This window comes from Geodermatophilus obscurus (assembly GCF_900143215.1).
GTDB lineage: Bacteria > Actinomycetota > Actinomycetes > Mycobacteriales > Geodermatophilaceae > Geodermatophilus > Geodermatophilus obscurus_A.
In genome coordinates this window covers 1-16,680 of sequence record NZ_FRDM01000059.1, presented here as the reverse complement: position 1 = coordinate 16,680, position 16,680 = coordinate 1, and the positions used below count along the sequence as shown (strand labels likewise).

Annotated in this window: 17 protein-coding genes and 1 pseudogene; 14 read left to right on the top strand and 4 right to left on the bottom strand. The window is 75.6% G+C overall.

Annotated features, from left to right (window positions below; all coding sequences use genetic code 11):
- The 3 genes and pseudogenes from BUB17_RS23845 to BUB17_RS23835 form a co-directional block, all read left to right on the top strand.
- Window positions 1-218, top strand: a pseudogene (locus tag BUB17_RS23845) (SRPBCC family protein); the annotation flags it as partial.
- A 107-nt stretch (window positions 219-325) separates the two neighbouring features.
- The gene (locus BUB17_RS23840) at window positions 326-598 is read left to right on the top strand and encodes a GlsB/YeaQ/YmgE family stress response membrane protein (RefSeq protein ID WP_244277458.1); all 273 of its coding nucleotides are present in this window, start codon (window positions 326-328) and stop codon (window positions 596-598) included.
- 170 nt (window positions 599-768) lie between these two features.
- Window positions 769-1,038: a GlsB/YeaQ/YmgE family stress response membrane protein gene (locus BUB17_RS23835; RefSeq protein WP_208983630.1), complete on the top strand. Its 270-nt coding sequence runs from the start codon at window positions 769-771 to the stop codon at window positions 1,036-1,038.
- A gap of 17 nt (window positions 1,039-1,055) precedes the next feature.
- Here the strand turns inward: BUB17_RS23835 and BUB17_RS23830 are convergent, their stop codons facing one another.
- Window positions 1,056-1,694 (bottom strand): MBL fold metallo-hydrolase, encoded by a 639-nt coding sequence (locus tag BUB17_RS23830; protein ID WP_072921132.1) that lies wholly within the window; start codon window positions 1,692-1,694, stop codon window positions 1,056-1,058.
- Between the two features lie 129 nt (window positions 1,695-1,823).
- On the opposite strand from BUB17_RS23830, the gene BUB17_RS23825 reads away from it, so the two are divergent.
- Entirely contained in the window at window positions 1,824-2,057 is a 234-nt protein-coding gene (locus tag BUB17_RS23825) for a hypothetical protein (protein ID WP_072921131.1), read from the top strand.
- Window positions 2,058-2,364: 307 nt separating this feature from the next.
- On the opposite strand, the gene BUB17_RS23820 is transcribed toward BUB17_RS23825, so the two are convergent.
- Window positions 2,365-3,141 carry an enoyl-CoA hydratase-related protein gene (locus tag BUB17_RS23820; protein ID WP_072921130.1) on the bottom strand — a complete coding sequence of 259 codons (777 nt, stop codon included), beginning with the start codon at window positions 3,139-3,141 and terminating at the stop codon, window positions 2,365-2,367.
- Window positions 3,142-3,467: 326 nt separating this feature from the next.
- Here BUB17_RS23820 and BUB17_RS23815 point away from each other — a divergent pair, with 326 nt between their 5' ends.
- The 3 genes from BUB17_RS23815 (at window position 3,468) to BUB17_RS28085 (ending at window position 6,775) form a co-directional block, all read left to right on the top strand.
- Window positions 3,468-5,156, top strand: a complete 1,689-nt coding sequence (locus BUB17_RS23815) for a serine/threonine-protein kinase (protein WP_072921129.1) — start codon at window positions 3,468-3,470, stop codon at window positions 5,154-5,156.
- Between the two features lie 108 nt (window positions 5,157-5,264).
- On the top strand, window positions 5,265-6,320 hold the full coding sequence (locus tag BUB17_RS23810) for a protein kinase domain-containing protein (protein WP_244277457.1): 1,056 nt from the start codon (window positions 5,265-5,267) through the stop codon (window positions 6,318-6,320).
- A complete protein-coding gene (locus tag BUB17_RS28085; protein ID WP_244277456.1) occupies window positions 6,317-6,775 on the top strand; it encodes a PASTA domain-containing protein in 459 nt (152 codons plus the stop codon). The genes BUB17_RS23810 and BUB17_RS28085 overlap by 4 nt, the downstream gene beginning before the upstream one ends.
- Window positions 6,776-6,783: 8 nt before the next feature.
- On the opposite strand, the gene BUB17_RS23800 is transcribed toward BUB17_RS28085, so the two are convergent.
- Entirely contained in the window at window positions 6,784-7,485 is a 702-nt protein-coding gene (locus tag BUB17_RS23800) for a hypothetical protein (protein WP_072921126.1), read from the bottom strand.
- 122 nt (window positions 7,486-7,607) lie between these two features.
- On the opposite strand from BUB17_RS23800, the gene BUB17_RS23795 reads away from it, so the two are divergent.
- Genes BUB17_RS23795 through BUB17_RS23785 form a run of 3 tightly spaced genes read left to right on the top strand, consistent with a single transcriptional unit; the run spans window position 7,608 to window position 9,624 of the window.
- The gene (locus tag BUB17_RS23795) at window positions 7,608-8,882 is read left to right on the top strand and encodes a competence/damage-inducible protein A (RefSeq protein ID WP_072921125.1); all 1,275 of its coding nucleotides are present in this window, start codon (window positions 7,608-7,610) and stop codon (window positions 8,880-8,882) included.
- A complete protein-coding gene (locus tag BUB17_RS23790; protein WP_072921124.1) occupies window positions 8,882-9,232 on the top strand; it encodes a cupin domain-containing protein in 351 nt (116 codons plus the stop codon). Before BUB17_RS23795 ends, BUB17_RS23790 begins: the two co-directional genes overlap by 1 nt.
- Window positions 9,229-9,624, top strand: coding sequence for an SRPBCC family protein (locus BUB17_RS23785; protein WP_072921123.1), 396 nt, complete (start codon window positions 9,229-9,231; stop codon window positions 9,622-9,624). The genes BUB17_RS23790 and BUB17_RS23785 overlap by 4 nt, the downstream gene beginning before the upstream one ends.
- A 379-nt stretch (window positions 9,625-10,003) precedes the next feature.
- Here the strand turns inward: BUB17_RS23785 and BUB17_RS23780 are convergent, their stop codons facing one another.
- Window positions 10,004-10,504: a GNAT family N-acetyltransferase gene (locus BUB17_RS23780; protein WP_083606574.1), complete on the bottom strand. Its 501-nt coding sequence runs from the start codon at window positions 10,502-10,504 to the stop codon at window positions 10,004-10,006.
- Between the two features lie 150 nt (window positions 10,505-10,654).
- Here BUB17_RS23780 and BUB17_RS23775 point away from each other — a divergent pair, with 150 nt between their 5' ends.
- From BUB17_RS23775 to BUB17_RS23760, 4 genes are all read left to right on the top strand, one after another.
- Window positions 10,655-11,854, top strand: a complete 1,200-nt coding sequence (locus BUB17_RS23775) for an HNH endonuclease signature motif containing protein (RefSeq protein ID WP_072921122.1) — start codon at window positions 10,655-10,657, stop codon at window positions 11,852-11,854.
- Between the two features lie 120 nt (window positions 11,855-11,974).
- Window positions 11,975-13,243, top strand: coding sequence for an MFS transporter (locus BUB17_RS23770; protein ID WP_141243181.1), 1,269 nt, complete (start codon window positions 11,975-11,977; stop codon window positions 13,241-13,243).
- A gap of 9 nt (window positions 13,244-13,252) precedes the next feature.
- A complete protein-coding gene (locus BUB17_RS23765; protein WP_072921121.1) occupies window positions 13,253-14,899 on the top strand; it encodes an acyl-CoA dehydrogenase family protein in 1,647 nt (548 codons plus the stop codon).
- Between the two features lie 196 nt (window positions 14,900-15,095).
- The coding region (locus BUB17_RS23760) for a putative bifunctional diguanylate cyclase/phosphodiesterase (protein WP_244277455.1) at window positions 15,096-16,680 on the top strand (1,585 nt) is incomplete at its 3' end.

Genomic DNA, 16,680 nt, shown 5'->3' with positions numbered 1-16,680 from the left:
CCGAGACCTGGACGACGACGATCGAGCTCGCCGACGCCGGGCCCGGCACCACGCGCGTGACCATCACCGTCAGCCACGAACCGCACTCCGCCGGGCGGCTTCCCCAGCGGCTCGCCCAGCGCCTGATGCGCGGCGGCGTGCGGGAGATGGTGCAGCGCACGGTGGACGGCGAGCTGGACCGGCTGCCCGCGCACGTGGAGCAGCTACCTGCTGTGTGACCTGCGACCCTGCCGCCGGCGCGTGTGGATGTGTGATCTTGTGGGTACTGCACTGGTTGTTCGGGCGCGCCACTCCAGGCGCGCCTCCGGCTGCAAGGGAGAACGCCATGGTGATGGACATCCTCGGGCTGATCGTCGTCGGCCTGATCATCGGTGCGCTCGCCCGGCTCCTCAAGCCGGGCAAGCAGTCGATGAGCATCGTCGCGACGATGCTGCTCGGCGTCGTCGGCGCGCTGATCGGCGGCTTCATCGCCAGCTTGCTGGGTACGGGGGGCATCTTCGAGCTGAACGTGCTCGGGTTCATCCTCGCGGTCGTCGCCGCGGTGATCCTCGTGGGCATCTACGCCGGGACGTCGGGCCGCAACCGCGCCGTCCGCTGACGCCGGTCCCCGGGGGCTCCCGGTTCGACGGGGTCCCCGGGGACGGCCTCACCGGCCCGCCCGTTCCGCACTCCTCCGACGGTGACCGGTCCGGCGTCGTCGGGCAGCCCGTCGTGGATGGCGCACGCCTGTTCCCGCGTCCACGGCCCGTGAGTACCAGGGAGTAGACCGTGCAGATCCTCGGCCTCGTCGCAGTCGGCCTGGTCATCGGGGCGCTGGCCCGGCTGCTCCAGCCCGGCCGCCAGCGGATGAGCATCCTCGCCACGATGCTGCTCGGTGTCGTCGGCGCGATCATCGGCGGTCTCATCGCCGACTGGCTGGACGTCGGCTCGATCACCGAGCTGAACTTCTGGGGCTTCGTCTTCGCCCTCCTCTCCGCCGTGCTGCTGGTCGGCGTCGCCGAGGCCGTGAGCGGCGGTGGCAACCGCGCCGTCCGCTGAACCCGGTCCCCGGGGGCTCAGAGCTCGACCGAGTCCCCCGGGGCCAGCCGGCTGAACGGGGTCGGCGTCCCCGGCCCCCGTTCGCCCAGCAGGCTGCCGACGATGCCCAGGCCGGCGTCGTTGAGCAGCCCGTCGTGGATGGCGTACGCCTGGTCCGCGTCCACGGCGCGCACGTAGTCGATCACCTCGGCGGTCTTCGACCACGGCGCGTGCATCGGCAGCAGCAGCGTGGCCACCGGCTCGGTGGGGACCGTGAAGGCGTCCCCCGGGTGGAAGACCACGCCGCCGACCAGGAACCCGACGTTGCCCACCCGAGGCACCTCCGGGTGGATGACCGCGTGCAGCTCCCCGTGCACGGTGACGTCGAAGCCGGCGACGGTGAGCGCGTCGCCGTCCCCCACCACGTGCACCCGCCCGCCCGCGCCGTCGAGCCGGCCGGCCACCGACCCGTTGGTCCAGACCTCCAGCGCGGGGTCGGCGTCCATGGCGGCGCGGAGCACGTCGGGCGCGAAGTGGTCGGCGTGCTCGTGGGTCACCAGGACCGCGCCGGCCCCGTCCAGCGCCGACGGGTCGGTGAACGCGCCGGGGTCGATGACGATCCGCCGGTCGTCCTCGCTGAGGACGACGCAGGAATGGCCGTGTTTGGTCAGCTCCATGTCCGGCATCCTGCCCCGGCACCGCGGGACCCGCCCGGGCCACTCCCGGGTGCACCGGTTCACTCGTGCGGGTGAGGTGACCGCCGACGACGGTGACCAGGCCGCGGCGTCCTGCCGACACCCTGGGACATGAGCGCCCCCACCGCCCCCACCGCCGCCGCCACCGTCGTCGCCGCCCGCAGCCGCGCCCACGGCCCCACGACCGCCCTGTGGCACGCCGTCTCGCTGCACCGCCCGACCGCCGAGCTCGACGGCGCCTGCGAGCTCACCCTCTGCGGCTCGCTGGCCCGCATCGACGTCGACCAGCCCTGGCCCACGCCGGCCCGCGACGTCTGCCCCGCCTGCGTTGTCCTGACCCGGTAGGGACCACCCCCTGCCCCGAGGAGGAGTGGCCTCCAGGGTCCCGCCGGCCCCGCCGAGGGTCCCGCCCTGGGCTCTGACCGCCCCCGTGCAGGCAGCAGGACCCCGTTCCCCTCACCGTGGCAGGACCTCGTCCTCCCCACCCTTCGCAGGCTCGGGGTGCGACCCTGGCCGAGCGGGTGGCGGAACGAGGCCTGCGGCAGGCCTCCGGACGGGGCCTGACGCGAACCTGCGAGTGGCGGGGGCAAGGGGTCCTTCACGGGCAGGGCGGGGTCCTCCTACGAGGCGCGGGGGGACGGGGGGTCCTCGTTCAGTGACCGGTGAACCGCGGAGCGCGCTTCTCCAGGAAGGCCTCGACGGCCTCGCGGTGGTCGGCGGTGCGGCCGAGGTCGGTCTGCAGCCGGGCCTCGAGTGCCAGGGTGTCCTCGAGGGAGTCGGTGGCCGCCGTGGCCAGCACGGTCTTGATGGCCCGGTAGGCGGCGGTGGGCCCGGCGGCCAACCGCGCGGCCAGCGCCTGCGCCTCGGCCAGCACCTGCTCGGGCGGCACCACGCGGTGCACCAGCCCCCACCCGGCGGCGCTCTCGGCGAGGAAGGGCTCGGGCAGCAGCAGCAGCTCCGCGGCGCGCGATCCGCCGACGCAGTGCACGAGGCGGGAGGCCAGGGCCGAGTCGCTGGACAGCCCGATGCCGGCGAAGGCGGTGGTGAACTTGGCGCCGGCCGCGGCCACCCGCAGGTCGCCGGCCAGCGCGATGCCGAGCCCGGCGCCGGCGCAGGCGCCGTTGACGGCCACGACCACCGGCACCCGCAGCCCGGCCAGGGCCAGCACCAGCGGGTTGTACTCCTCCTCGACCACCGACAGCGACGTCGCGGCGTTCCCGCGCAGCGCCTCCACGTGCTGGCCGAGGTCCTGGCCGACGCAGAAGGCCCGCCCGGTGCCGGTGAGCACCACGGCCCGCACCGACCCGTCGGCGGCGACCTCGCGGACGACGTCGAGCAGCTCGCGGCGCGCCTGGTGGGTCAGCCCCGGCCGCAGCATCGTGATCGTGGCGACCCCGCCGGCGTCCTCGCGGGTCACGGTCTCGGGCACGGTCGCCCCTCCTCGTCGTCCTCGGCGACCCGGCGGCGGCGAGATCGGTGATCCCGCCCGCTCCCGGGGCCGGAAGCGTACGAGATCGGCGACGCGCCGGGGCCGGTGGCCGTGGCCGGATCGTGACGGACGGCCCCCTCACGGCGCCCGTCGACCTGGGAGGATGGACCGTGGACAGACGCGGCGCGGGCCGCCGTCCCCCGATCGGCGACACGCCCAGCGTCCTGCGCTGATGTGTAGCCCGGCGGGGTGCGGGACATGCAGAGCCAGGGGACCGGCGCCCCGGGCCGGACACGAACGGCCGGACAGGCGAGGAGTGAACCACGGTGGTGGAGCCGGGTCGGCGCAACCTGGGTGAGCGGTACGAGCTCGCCGAGCTGATCGCCGCCGGCGGCATGGGGCAGGTCTGGCGCGGCACCGACGTCCTCCTGGGCCGGCCGGTCGCCGTCAAGGTGCTGCGCAGCGAGTACACCGGCGACCCGACCTTCCGCGCGCGCTTCCGCGCCGAGGCCCAGCACGCCGCCGGGCTCTCGCACCCGAACATCGCCGCCGTCTTCGACTACGGCGAGACCGAGGCCACCGACGGCAGCGGCGAGACGCTGGCCTACCTGGTGATGGAGCTCGTCGAGGGCGAGCCCCTGTCGTCGGTGCTGCAGCGCGAGGGCCGGCTGCCGGCCGCGGTCACCCTGTCGCTGCTCGAGCAGACCGCCTCCGCGCTGGCCGAGGCGCACCGGGTCGGGCTGGTGCACCGCGACGTCAAGCCCGGCAACATCCTGGTCCGCGACGACGGCAGCGTGAAGATCACCGACTTCGGGATCGCCTGGTCGGCCGGGAGCGTGCCGCTCACCCGCACGGGACAGGTGATCGGCACCCCGCAGTATCTCGCCCCGGAGGTCGCCGAGGGCCACCACGCCACCCCGGCCAGCGACGTCTACGCCCTGGGCCTCGTCGGCTACGAGTGCCTCACCGGCCACCCCGCCTTCGAGGGCGACAACGCGGTGACGATCGCGCTCAAGCAGGTGCGCGACGACCCCGAGCCGCTGCCCGACGACCTGCCCGGCGACGTGCGGAAGCTGATCCGCCGTGCGCTGGCCAAGGACCCGGCCGCGCGGATGCCCGACGGCGCCGCGTTCGGCGCCGCGGTCGAGGACGTCCGGGCCGGTCGTCCCCTCCGGGAGCCCGCGCCCACCCGCACCGTGGCCGCCGTCCCCGGCCTGCCCCCGGTCACGGGTGCGGCTGCCGGGCCGGCCGTGCGCACGGTCGGTCCACCGGCGCACCGCCGCCGTGGCCTGGCCGCGGTCCTCGTGCCGGTGGTGACGCTGCTGCTGGGCGCCGGCGCGGCGGCGGGTGTCTTCGCGGCCGTCTCCGGCGACGAGGGCGACCGCGGACCCACCGTGGTCGCCGCGCAGACCGAGGACGCCCGGATCGCGCTGGCCGCCGAGGACTACGTCGGCCGGCAGGTCGACGAGGCGGCCCTCGCGCTGTCCGCGCTGGGGCTGCTCGTGCAGCGGGACGAGGAGGTCACCGGCGACGCCGCGCCCGGCGTCGTCACCGCCGTCGACCCCGCGGGCGCGCAGCTGCGGCCCGGTGACACCGTGCGGGTCCGCTACGCCGTCGCGCCCGAGCCCTCCCCGCGGCAGCAGCGGAGCTCCTCGCCGGCCACCCGTGTCTCCGAGGGCACCCCGAACGGGCAGCGGCCGGCTCCCGCACCCGCGCCGAGCGAGCCGGAGCCCACGCCGGAGGAGCTGCCGGCCAGCGCCGCGCCGACCGAGACGCCGACCCCGCCCGCGACCACCTCGCCGACGGAATCCGGGACGACGCCGGCGCCGGGTAGCACGTCCGAATCGCCGACCCCGCCGGGGACGACGGCCGCGACGCCCCCTCCCGACCCGTCGGACGGGAACGGGGGCGGGAACGGCTACGGCGACGGCGACGGCGACGGCGACGGGGACGGCTACGGCTACGGCGACGGGGACGGCGACGGCGACGGCGACTGGGACCGCAGCGAGCGCTGACGCCCCCGGACGGGTGGACGTGCCGATCAGGGGTGTCTGGACCCGCCCCGAGTGGCACCCTGGGGATCCGCCGGGGACCGCGCCGAGCGGATCGGGCAGGAGGAACGGGTGGCCCAACCGGGGGTGCGCACGCTCGGCGACCGCTACGAGCTGCTCTCCCTCGTCGCCACCGGCGGCATGGGCCAGGTGTGGCGGGCCCACGACGCACTGCTGGACCGGCTGGTCGCGGTCAAGGTGCTGCGCAGCGAGTACACCGGCGACCCGACGTTCCTCGCCCGGTTCCGCGCCGAGGCCCAGCACACCGCGCGGCTGGTGCACCCGAACATCGCGGCCCTGCACGACTACGGCGAGGTCGTCGCGTCCGACGGCAGCGGGGAGACCCTCGCCTACCTGGTGATGGAGCTGGTCGAGGGCGAGCCGTTGTCGGCGCTGCTGACCCGTTGCGGCCGCCTCGACCCGCACCGGACGCTCGACGTCGTCCGCCAGACCGCCGCAGCCCTGGCGGTGGCGCACGCCGCCGGGGTGGTCCACCGCGACGTCAAGCCGGGCAACGTGCTGGTCGGCTGGGACGGCGTCGTCAAGATCACCGACTTCGGGATCGCGTGGTCGGCCTCGAGCGTGCCGCTCACCCGCACCGGCCAGGTGGTCGGCACCGCCCACTACCTCTCACCCGAGCAGGCCGACGGCGGCAAGGCCGGCCCGGCCAGCGACGTCTACGCGCTGGGCGCGATCACCTACGAGTGCCTGGCCGGCCGGCGCGCCTTCGACGGCGAGAGCCCGGTGCAGATCGCCCTCGCCCAGATCCGCGACGAGCCCGATCCGCTGCCCGCCGACGTCCCGCAGCCGCTGCGCACGCTCGTCGCCCGCGCCCTGGTCAAGGACCCGGCGCTGCGCTTCCCCGACGGCGCGGCGTTCTGCGCGGCCATCGACGCCGTGCGCGCCGGCCGGCCGCTCGCACCCCTGCCGCCGACCACCGCCGCGCCGCCCGCCTCCGGAGCCCGGCGCCGGCTGCTGGTCCCGGCAGCCGCCCTGCTGCTCGGCGTGGGCTCGGCGCCGGGTCGCTGCAGGTGGTCGGCGGCGAGGACGCCGCGGCGCCGGCTGCCGTCGCCGGCACCGCGGCCCCGACGACGGCCGCGGTCGAGCCGGGAGCGGCGCTGGTGGTGACCGCCGCCGACCACCTCGGGCGCCCGGTCGACGAGGTCGAGGCGGAGCTCGCCGCGCTCGGCCTGCGGGTGCAGCGGGAGAACGTGGAGCGTGCCGGCGTCTCCGTGGGCCAGGTGGTCGAGCTCGGGCCGGTCGGCGCGCTCGCGCCCGGCGACCTGGTCACGCTCACCGTCGCGGTGGCCTCCACTGCGCCTGCGCCCGCGCCGGAACCCGTCGTTCCGGCGCCGGTCCCGCAGCCCGTCGTCCCCGAGGTCGTCGCGGCGCCGGTCCCGCCGGCTCCGGAACGGGCTCCGGGGCCCGCCTCCGTCCCGGTCTGGAACGGGGACGACGACGCCGACAACGACGACGCCGACGACCCGGCCCCGGACAACGGCAAGGGCAAGGGCAAGGGCAAGGGGAAGGGGAGGAGCGGGGGGAAGCCCGGCTCCTCCGGCACGGGGAACGGCCGGGGCTGATCCGGCGCTCAGCCCCGCCTGCGGCCGGGGGCCACCCAGAGCGCGGCACCGAGCGCGGCCAGCGCGGCGGTGAGGACGAACCCGCGGTCGCTGTCGACGCGCGGCAGCACGACGAGCACCCAGAACACGGCCAGGCCGGTCAGCCCGCCGGCGGCGACCTTCCACGCCGCGTCCGGGTGCAGCCGGGCAGCGGGGAGGATGCGGCCGGCGAACGGCAGTCCCCCGAGGAGGGTGGCGAGGGTCGCGAAGACCGCCCACAGCGTGGCGGCCGACCACAGCGGTGCCTCGCCGAAGCCCAGGCCGAGGCCCAGCTGGAGCAGCAGCAGGGCGAGCGCGGTGAGGCCGGTGCCGATGCGGACGGCGCGCTCCTGCGGCGAGCGCGCGGTGCGGGGGGTCCGGGGAGGACGCGAGGTGCGGGGCGCGCGCGGCGTCCGGGCCCGGCGGATGCCCTCCTGGGCGGTGAGCGGCAGGCGGGGAGGGGAGCCGGCGGGATCGGCGGCTGCCGCGGTCCCGGTGCCGGGCGGCTCGGGCCGTCTGGCGACCGGTCCGGTGGGCTGGACGCCGCCGACCAGCAGGTCGGCGTCCACCCGGGGCGTCTGGTGCGTGCCGGCGGCGGTGGCGCCGGCCGGGGTGAACGCGATCTCCTCCGGGCCCCTCCCGGTCGGGTGGCGCGGGGCCGGCGTCTCGGGGGTGGGACTCGGGTGCGTCACGGTTCCTCCTCGCTCGGACGCGGGCGCGCGCCGGACCGGTTCGTCTCTGCACGCTAGCGGCGGGGCGCCCCGCCACCCGGCAGGAAACGCGGGCGGGGGGACAGCTCACTAGGGTCGGCCGGGTGGCCGTGCGCGCAGGGATCGTCGTCACCGGGACCGAGGTGCTCACCGGTCGGGTGAGCGACCGCAACGGCCCCTGGCTGGCCGAGGAACTGCGCCGGCGCGGCGTGGACGTCGGCGCGCTGCTCGTCGTCGGCGACCGGCCCGAGGACCTGCGCAACGCGCTGCGCTTCCTGGCCGGCGAGGACGTCGTCCTCACCACCGGCGGGCTGGGCCCGACCGCCGACGACCTGACCGCGCAGGTCGTCGGCGAGGTGCAGGGCCGGCCGTCGTCGCTCGACCCGGAGCTGGAACGGCAGATCGCCGGGATCGTCGAGGGCCTCATGGACGGCCGCGGGTGGCGCGCCGACCCCGAGGCCACGGCGGCCGGCGTCCGCAAGCAGGCGCTCGTGCCCGAGGGGGCGATCGTGCTGCCCCCGGTCGGCACGGCGCCGGGGCTCGTCGTCCCCCCGGCGGAGGGGCGGGACGGGCCGGTCGTCGTCGTCCTCCCCGGGCCGCCGTCGGAGCTGCAGGGGATGTGGCCGGCGGCGCTGGCCGCCGAGCCGGTGCAGCGTGTGCTGGCCGGCCGCGACGAGCTGCGCCAGGAGACGCTCCGGCTGTGGCGGACGCTGGAGTCCCAGCTGGCAGCGACCCTGCGGGGGTCCGAGTTCCCCGGTCTGGAGGTCACCACCTGCCTGCGGGACGGCGAGCTGGAGATCGTCACCCGCTACGGCCCCGACGCCCAGCCGGAGTACGACCGGCTGGTCGGGGCGGTGCGGGAGGCGCACGGGCCGCAGCTGTTCTCGACCGGCCCCACGGTCGACGACCTGGTGGCGTCGGCGTTCGCCGACCGCGGGCTGACCGTCGCGACGGCGGAGTCGTGCACCAGCGGGCTGCTGGTGGCCCGGCTGACCGAGCGGGCCGGGTCGTCGGCGTGGGTGCTCGGCGGGGTGGCGTCGTACGCGAACTCGGCCAAGGAGGCGCTGGTCGGCGTCCCGTCGGAGGTGCTGGCGTCGCACGGTGCGGTGAGCACCGAGGTCGCGGCCGCGCTGGCCGAGGGGGCGCGGGAACGGTTCGGCGCCGACGTGGGGGTCGGCATCACCGGGATCGCCGGACCGGGCGGCGGGACGCCGGACAAGCCGGTGGGCACCGTGCACCTGTGCGCCGTCGGGCCGTCCGCCGAGGGGGTGTCGCGCTCGGTCGTGCTGCCCGGCTCGCGGTCGGCGGTGCGGCACCGGTCGGTCTCCCTGGCGATGCACATGCTGCGCCAGCTGCTGCTCGGCGGGCCGCCCGCTTGATGGAGCTGCTGACGCTGCCCGCCCGGCAGCTCTCGTCGTTCGGCAGCTCCGGTGCCGAACTGCTGCGCGCCGCGCTCGTGCAGCAGCCGCAGGAGGGGTTCGCCGTCGACGCCGTCCGTCTGGACCCGGGCGGTGTCATCGGCCGGCACCCCACGCGGCTGTGGCAGCTGTTCCTGGTCGTCTCCGGCAGCGGCTGGGTCACCGGGGCGTCGGGTGACCGCCGGCCGCTGCGGCCCGGCGAGGCGGCGCTCTGGTCGCCGGGGGAGGGCCACGCGTCGGGGTCCGACGACGGGCTGACCGCCGTGGTGGTGCAGTGCCGTGCCCGTCCGCTGCCCGAGGAGGCGCCATGACCACCTTGACGCTGCACGCGACCGGGCCCCTCGGGCCGGGCGAGGTCTGGGAGCGCTACGCCGTACCGGCGCGCTGGCCGGAGTGGGCTCCGCAGATCACCGGCGTCGAGGTGCCGGTCGCCCGGCTCGCCGCCGGCGTCCGGGGGCGGGTGCGCGCGCCGCTGGGGGTGACGCTGCCCTTCGTCGTCGACACGGTGGACGAGGCCGCGCGGCGCTGGTCGTGGACGGTGTCCGTCGGCCCCGTGCGGCTGCACCTGCTGCACTGGGTCACCGAGGGGCCGGACGGCGGCAGCACGACGGGGCTGCGGATCTCCGGGCCGGCGCCGCTGGTGGTCGGCTACGCGCCGCCGGCCCAGCTCGCGATCAGCCGGCTGGTCCGCCCGCTGCGCTGACGTCCTCCCCTTATCGGGGGACGGGGACCTCGAGGGGACGCTGCAGTGGGCGTTCCTGCTCCGTGAGCTGGGGATCGGAGGGAGGCCGAACGCGTCGCCGTCCGGGCGGCCGAGGCCGGCCATCTGACGGCGGCCGGCGTCGTCACCTGCTGGCGCTGGGACCGCACGCTGGACCCGTCCCCGGAGAGCGCACTGCGGACGGGGGCCGACCACTACGCGTCCGCGCGGGCCGCTCTCGCCGACCTGCTGCGCACCACCGGGAGGGTGGCGCAGGCGCGCGAGGTGCTGGAGGCGGGCGCTGCCCGCGGCGAGGTGGACAGCTGGCTCCCGCGGGGAACCGCAGCGGCGCTGCGCCGGCTGCTCGGGGAGGACTGACCGGTCACGGCGCGAACCGTTCGTGGACCAGGACCCGGACGCCGGACGGGGTGACGTCCTCGCGGTGGACGCGGAAGCGGAGCCGGGTGGCCAGCGCCCGGCTCGGTGCGTTGTCGGGGTGGATGACGGCGGTGAGGCGGTCGAGACCCAGCTGGGTGGAGGCGACGTCGAGCCATGCCCGGGCGGCCTCGCCGGCGAGGCCGCGGCCCTGCGCGTGCCGGGCGAGGACGCAGCCGAGCTCGACCTCGTCCCACTCCGGCCAGGGGTGCAGCCCGGCGCGGCCGAGGAAGGCTCCGGTGCCCCGGTCGAGGAGCGCGCTCTGACCGAGACCGTGCTCGCGCCAGACCGCCTCGAACCGGACCACCTGGTCTGCCGTGCCCTCGGCGTGGAGGCTCGGTCCGCCGATGTAGCGGGCCGTCTCCGGGTCGGCGTACACCTCGGCCAGTGCCTCGGTGTGCTGACCGGAGAGGGGTGGCATGAGCAGCCGCCCGGTCTCGAGGTGCACGGGCGCACGGTAGTCGGCAGCGGACGTCGGCTGATCGTGTCAAGGCCTCCACCACATCTGTGGACGAGCCACTGAGCTGCGGATTCGGGTCGCCCAGCCCTCGTTCGTCGGTTAGGATCCGAACGTCTGATCGAGCCGGTGGGAGGTGTCATGGCCAGGTCGCTGGTGCTGTCGGACGACGACCTGCACGCTCTGGCCGACGGCGCCCTGCTCGACCGCACCGCTGAGCTGATTCGCGAGCGCAACCGGATCGACGCCGAGCTGATCCGCACGATCCGTGTCGCGGATGCGCGGCAGGCGTGCGAGCACGACGGTCTGAAGACGATGCCGTCGTGGCTGCGGAACCACGCCCGACTCCTAGCCGCGGCGGCCGCTGAGCTGGTCCGGTCCGGGCGTGCGCTGGAGCACCTGCCGGCGCTGGAGGCTGCGTTCGCGGCCGGGGACGTGACAGCCGAGCAGGTCGCCGCCGTGGCCCCCATCGCGCGTGACGAGCACCGGGTCGCCGCAGCGGAACAGGATGTGGACCTGGCCGAGATCGACGCCGCGCTGACGGCGATCGCCGCCTCGCAACCGCACCAGGTGCTCGGGCAGGCGGTGGGCCGCTATCTGGCGATGCTCGACCAGGACGGCCCCGAGCCCGACCCCACCGAAGGACGGCGGCTCGCCATCACCCAGCACACCGACGGCAGCATCACCGGCCGGTTCGACCTGGACGCCGTGGGCGGGGAGAAGCTCCGGACTGCGCTGGAGTCGGTGGTGCAGGCCGGTCGCTGCGCCGGGGACGAGCGCACCCGTCATCAGCAGCAGGCCGACGCGCTGGTGCAGCTGTGCGACAACCAGCTGGCCGCCGGCACCCTGCCGACCCTGCGTGGCTACAAGCCGCAGGTCATCGTCAAGATCGGCGTCGGCGACCTGGCCGGCCCGGGTGTCGGCCCGGGTGCGGCGGATCTCGGGTTCGGCGCGACCATCTCCGCCGCCCGGGCCCGCTGGATCGCCTGCGACGGGAACATCACCCGCATCGTGATGGGCCCGGACGGGATGCCACTGGAGTACGGCCGCAGCGTCCGCTTGGTACCACCCCACGTCCGTCGCGCCGCCGAGGTCCGCGACGGGTGGTGCGTGTTCGCCGGTTGCGGGGCCCCGACGTTCTGGTGCGACGTCCACCACCTGCTCGAGTGGGTCAACGGCGGCGAGACGAACCTGGAGAACTCCGCGCTGCTCTGCGAGCGGCACCACACCAAGGTCCACCACGGCTTCCGCGTCGAACGCCAACCCGACGGGCGATGGCGCACCTGGCGACCGGATGGCAGCGAGATCCTCATCGGACCACGGCTCGACGCAGCCGCCTGACCGCACACCCTGCCTGCACGACCCACGCCTGCGCGAGCGTTCCACGTGGAACGCCCGGCAGGCGTGAGTGCTGGAAATCGGGCGGACGGACGTCGGAGGCGGTGCCTACAGTCCGTACTCGTGCGAGGACTGGTCGAGGCGGTGCTGCCCGCCCGGATGGGCACGCCGTTCCGCTGGCTGGTGGGGTTGTCCTGGGTGGGCAACCTCGGCGACGGCATCGCCCTGGCCGCCGGCCCGTTGCTGGTCGCCGGCCAGACCCAGGACCCGTTCCTCGTCGCCCTCGGCGCCCTGCTGCAGCGGTTGCCGTGGCTGGTCTTCGGCCTGCAGGCGGGCGTCCTCGCCGACCGGGTCGACCGCCGGCGGCTGCTCGTCGGCGTGGACCTGGCCCGTGCTGGTTTCCTGGTCGTCCTCGCGTCCGCCCTGCTCACCGGGGACGTCGGCATCGCCGTCGTCCTGGCCGCACTCTTCGTCCTCGGTGTCGCCGAGGTCTTCGCCGACACCACCTCCGGCACGCTGCTGCCGATGGCCGTCCGACGCGCCGACCTCGGCATCGGCAACGCCCGGCTGATGACCGGCACCCTGGTGATGAACGAGATGGTGGGGCCCGCCGTGGGTGCCGTCCTCTTCGTCGCCGGAACGGCGTGGCCGTTCGTCACCGAGGCCGTCCTCCTGGCGCTGAGCGCGCTGCTGGTGTCCCGGATGCGGCTGCCGGTGCGCGAACGGCCGGCCGAGCGCTCGCACGTCCGGCGGGACGTCGTCGAGGGCCTGCGCTGGACGTGGGGCAACCCCGCCGTCCGCACGCTGACCCTGACCATCGTCAGCTTCAACGTCACCTACGGCGCGGCCTGGTCGGTGCTGGTGCTCTACGCCGACCAGCGGCTCGCCCTCGGCGCGGTCGGCTTCGGGCTGCTCAGCACGGCCATGGCCGTCGGCGGCCTCCTCGGGACGGCGTCCTACGACTGGCTCGAGCGGCACGCCGGCCTGGCCACCCTCATGCGCATCGGCCTCGTGCTCGAGACGCTCACCCACCTGGCCCTCGCCGTCACCACCACGGCCTGGGTGGCCATGGTGGTCATGGTCGTCTTCGGCGCGCACGCCTTCGTCTGGAGCACGACCTCCCGCACCGTGCGGATGCGTGCCGTTCCGCTCGGCCTGCAGGGCCGCGTCGGCAGCGTCTACTTCATGGGCCTCTTCGGCGGCATCCTGCTCGGCCAGCTGGTCGGCGGCCTGGTCGCCCGGTCCTGGGGCATCACCGCGCCGTTCTGGTTCGGCTTCGCCGGCTCGGCGGTCATCCTCGCCCTCATCTGGCGGCAGCTCACCCACATCGCCCACGCCGGCGACGAGCCGGCGGGTGCGACCAGCGCAACGGGAGCTGTCGCCGCCTCCTAGGGTGCCGGCATGGGCGTCACGCACGAGGTCACCAACCAGGTCCCGCGGCTGGTCGGCCACGACCCCATCGCGGGTGACGCCGCCCTGGCCGAGGCCTGCGTCCGGCACGCCGACGTCGCCACCCTCGACTCGCTCAAGGCGCTCGGCGCGCTGGCCGGCAGCGAGCAGGCCCAGGAGTGGGGGCGGCTGTCGAACGAGAACCCGCCGCGCCTGAGGACGCACGACCGGTACGGCCACCGGGTCGACGAGGTCGAGTTCCACCCGGCCTGGCACGACCTCATGCGGACGGCGTTCGAGCACGGCCTGGCCGGCGCGCCCTGGACCGCTGTGCCGTCCGCCCACCCCGCCACCCCGGCTGAGCCGCACGCCCACGTCCGCCGCGCCGTCGGCTACCTCGGCTGGACGCAGGTCGAGATGGGCCACGGCTGCCCGGTGACCATGACCTACGCCGCCGTCCCCGCGCTGCGCGCCGCCCCCGAGCTCGCGGAACGGTACGAACCCGGGCTGACGGCGACCGCGTACGAGTTCGGCCTGACCGAGCCGTCGGGCAAGCGCGGCCTGGTCGCCGGCATGGGCATGACCGAGAAGCAGGGCGGCTCGGACGTGCGCGCCAACACCACCCGCGCCGTTCCGAACGCCGACGGCAGCCACGCGCTGACCGGCCACAAGTGGTTCACCAGCGCTCCGATGAGCGACCTGTTCCTCGTCCTGGCGCAGCTGCCGGAGGGGGTCTCCTGCTTCCTCGTCCCGCGGGTGCTGCCCGACGGCACCCGCAACGTGTTCCGCCTGCAGCGGCTCAAGGACAAGCTCGGCGACCGCGCCAACGCCTCGAGCGAGGTCGAGTTCGAGGGGACGACGGCCTGGCTGGTGGGCGAGCCCGGCCGCGGCGTCCCGACGATCATCGAGATGGTCGCCACGACCCGGCTGGACTGCGTGCTCGGCTCGGCCGCCACCATCCGCGCCGCCCTCACCCAGGCCGTCCACCACGCCCGGCACCGCCGGGCCTTCGGCGCCCTGCTGGCCGACCAGCCGCTCATGCAGAACGTCCTCGCCGACCTGGCCGTGGAGAGCGAGGCGGCCACCGCGCTGGCGGTCCGGCTGGCCGCGGCCGTCGACGCGGGGGAGTCCGACTTCCTGCGCCTGGCCGGCGCGGCCGCCAAGTTCTGGGTCTGCAAGCGCACCCCGACGGCGGTCGCGGAGGCACTGGAGGTGCTCGGCGGGAACGGCTACGTCGAGGAGTCCGGGATGCCGCGGCTCTACCGCCAGGCGCCGCTGAACAGCATCTGGGAGGGCTCGGGCAACGTCATCGCCCTCGACGTCCTCCGTGCGATGAGCCGCTCCTCGACCGCCCTCGCCGCCGTCCGCGCCGAGGTCGACCTCGCCCGTGGTGCCGACGACCGGCTCGACGCCGCTGTCGGCCGGCTGGCCGCCGAGCTGGCCGATCCCGGGCAGCTGCCCGTGCGCGCCCGCCGCATCGCCGGGCTGCTGACCCTGTGCCTGCAGGCCTCGCTGCTCCTGCGGCACGCCCCCGCGGAGGTGGCCGACACCTTCTGCGCGACCCGGCTGGCCGGCGACTGGGGCGCGGTGCTCGGCACCCTCCCCGGAGGCGCGCCGGTGGGCGCGATCGTCGACCGGTCCGCCATCCCCCCTGCCTGAATTGCATCCGTGTGGTTACCCTCGGTGGTGCGTCGCGCGCCCGGCGCCGTCGGAGGGGACGGTGGAAGGGCTGCGGTCCCCGCGCGGGGACCTGACGCGTGTTCCGCAGGGGTCGAGAGAGCGGGCAGGGGTGCACGGACACGTTCCAGCTGGGCACGTCGCAGCAGCCGACCCCTTCTCCTCGGTCACCGATGCCGTGTACCGGATCGACCGCAGGTGGCGGTTCACCTACGTCAACGCCACCGCCGAGCGGCTCCTCGGCCGCCGGGCCGACGAGATGCTCGGTCGCTACGCCTTCGAGTGCTTCCCGGAGACGCTCGGCACGGTCATCGAGGACGAGTACCGGGCGGTGCTCGACGACGGGCGGGTCCGCGAGTTCGAGTACTTCTACGAGCCCTTCGGCCGGTGGTACGAGATCCGCGCCTTCGCCGACGCCGACGGCCTCACCGCCTTCCTCCGCGACGTCGACGAACGGCACCGCACGCAGCGGCGGACGACCGCCGAGCTGCAGCAGCTGAGCGCCGTCCTCGAGGCGCTGCCGCCGGCCACGGTGCTGCTGGCGGGCGACGGCCGGATCGAGATGGTCAACCGCGCGTGGACGGCGAACGGCGAGGCGCTGGAACGCAGCGGCGACCGGCCGGCCCGGGTCGGCGAGCACTACCTGGACGCGATGGCCCGGTACGTCGACGCCGAGCACCACGCCGACATCGCCGCGGGTCTGCGGGGGCTCGCCGGCGCAGGGGCCCGGCAGTCCACCTTCACCTTCGACTACCCGCACCAGGCCGGCCCGGAGCCGGCGTGGTTCCGCTTGCAGGCCGCGCGGGTCGACGCCTCCGACCGGGTCATCGTCACCCACACCGACATCACCGAGCGGGTGCGGGACCAGCAGGCACTGGCCTGGCGGGCCAGCCACGACGACCTCACCGGACTGCCCAACCGCGCCGGCGTGCTCGAGCTCATCAGCGAGGCGCTGGCGCCGGGCCACGGCCCGGCGGCGCTGCTCTTCCTCGACCTCGACGGGTTCAAGACGGTCAACGACTCCCTCGGCCACGACGTCGGCGACGAGCTGCTGCGCCAGGTCGGCGGCCGGCTCGCCGAGCAGGTCCGCCCGGAGGACGCCGTGGGCCGGCTGGGCGCCGATCAATTCCTCGTCCTGGCCCGGAACTGCGACACCGCCGAGGCCGCCTCCCTCGCCTTCCGGCTGCAGAGCTCCTTCTCCCGCCCCTTCCACGCCGAGGGCATCTCGGTGCCCCTGACGGCCAGCATCGGGGTCGCCACCGCCCAGCCCGGCGCCGACCGGGCCCACCAGCTGCTCAGCGACGCCGACACCGCCGCCTTCGCCGCGAAGGGTGCCGGCCGCGACCGCGTGCACGTCTTCTCCCCGGGGCTGCGGGAGGCGGCGCGCTGGCGGCTGGAGGTCGCCAACCGGCTGCGGGACGGCGCCGTCGACGAGTTCGTCGTCCACTACCAGCCCGTCGTCCGGGTGGACACCGGCGAGGTCGAGGGAGTGGAGGCGCTGCTGCGCTGGCAGCACCCCGAGCGCGGGCTGCTCGCCCCCGACGCCTTCCTGTCCGTGGCCGAGGAGACCGGCCAGCTCATCCCGATCACCCGGTGGCTGCTCGGCGAGACGACCCGGCAGGCCGCCGAGTGGGCCGCGCAGGGGCTGCCGCTGCGCATGTCGGTCAACATCAGCGCCCGGCACTTCTCCGCCGAGACGCTGGTGCACGACGTGCGGGTGGCGCTGCACGACTCCGGGCTGGCCCCGGAGAAGCTGGTGCTCG

What these genes read in the sequence shown, in the direction of transcription:
- BUB17_RS23825 (WP_072921131.1), top strand. Translation starts at nt 1,824, where the DNA reads ATGAGCGCCCCCACCGCCCCCACCGCCGCCGCCACCGTCGTCGCCGCC.
- BUB17_RS23790 (WP_072921124.1), top strand. Translation starts at nt 8,882, where the DNA reads ATGGAGCTGCTGACGCTGCCCGCCCGGCAGCTCTCGTCGTTCGGCAGC.
- BUB17_RS23775 (WP_072921122.1), top strand. Translation starts at nt 10,655, where the DNA reads ATGGCCAGGTCGCTGGTGCTGTCGGACGACGACCTGCACGCTCTGGCC.
- BUB17_RS23785 (WP_072921123.1), top strand. Translation starts at nt 9,229, where the DNA reads ATGACCACCTTGACGCTGCACGCGACCGGGCCCCTCGGGCCGGGCGAG.
- BUB17_RS23830 (WP_072921132.1), bottom strand. Translation starts at nt 1,694, where the DNA reads ATGGAGCTGACCAAACACGGCCATTCCTGCGTCGTCCTCAGCGAGGAC.
- BUB17_RS23840 (WP_244277458.1), top strand. Translation starts at nt 326, where the DNA reads ATGGTGATGGACATCCTCGGGCTGATCGTCGTCGGCCTGATCATCGGT.
- BUB17_RS23765 (WP_072921121.1), top strand. Translation starts at nt 13,253, where the DNA reads ATGGGCGTCACGCACGAGGTCACCAACCAGGTCCCGCGGCTGGTCGGC.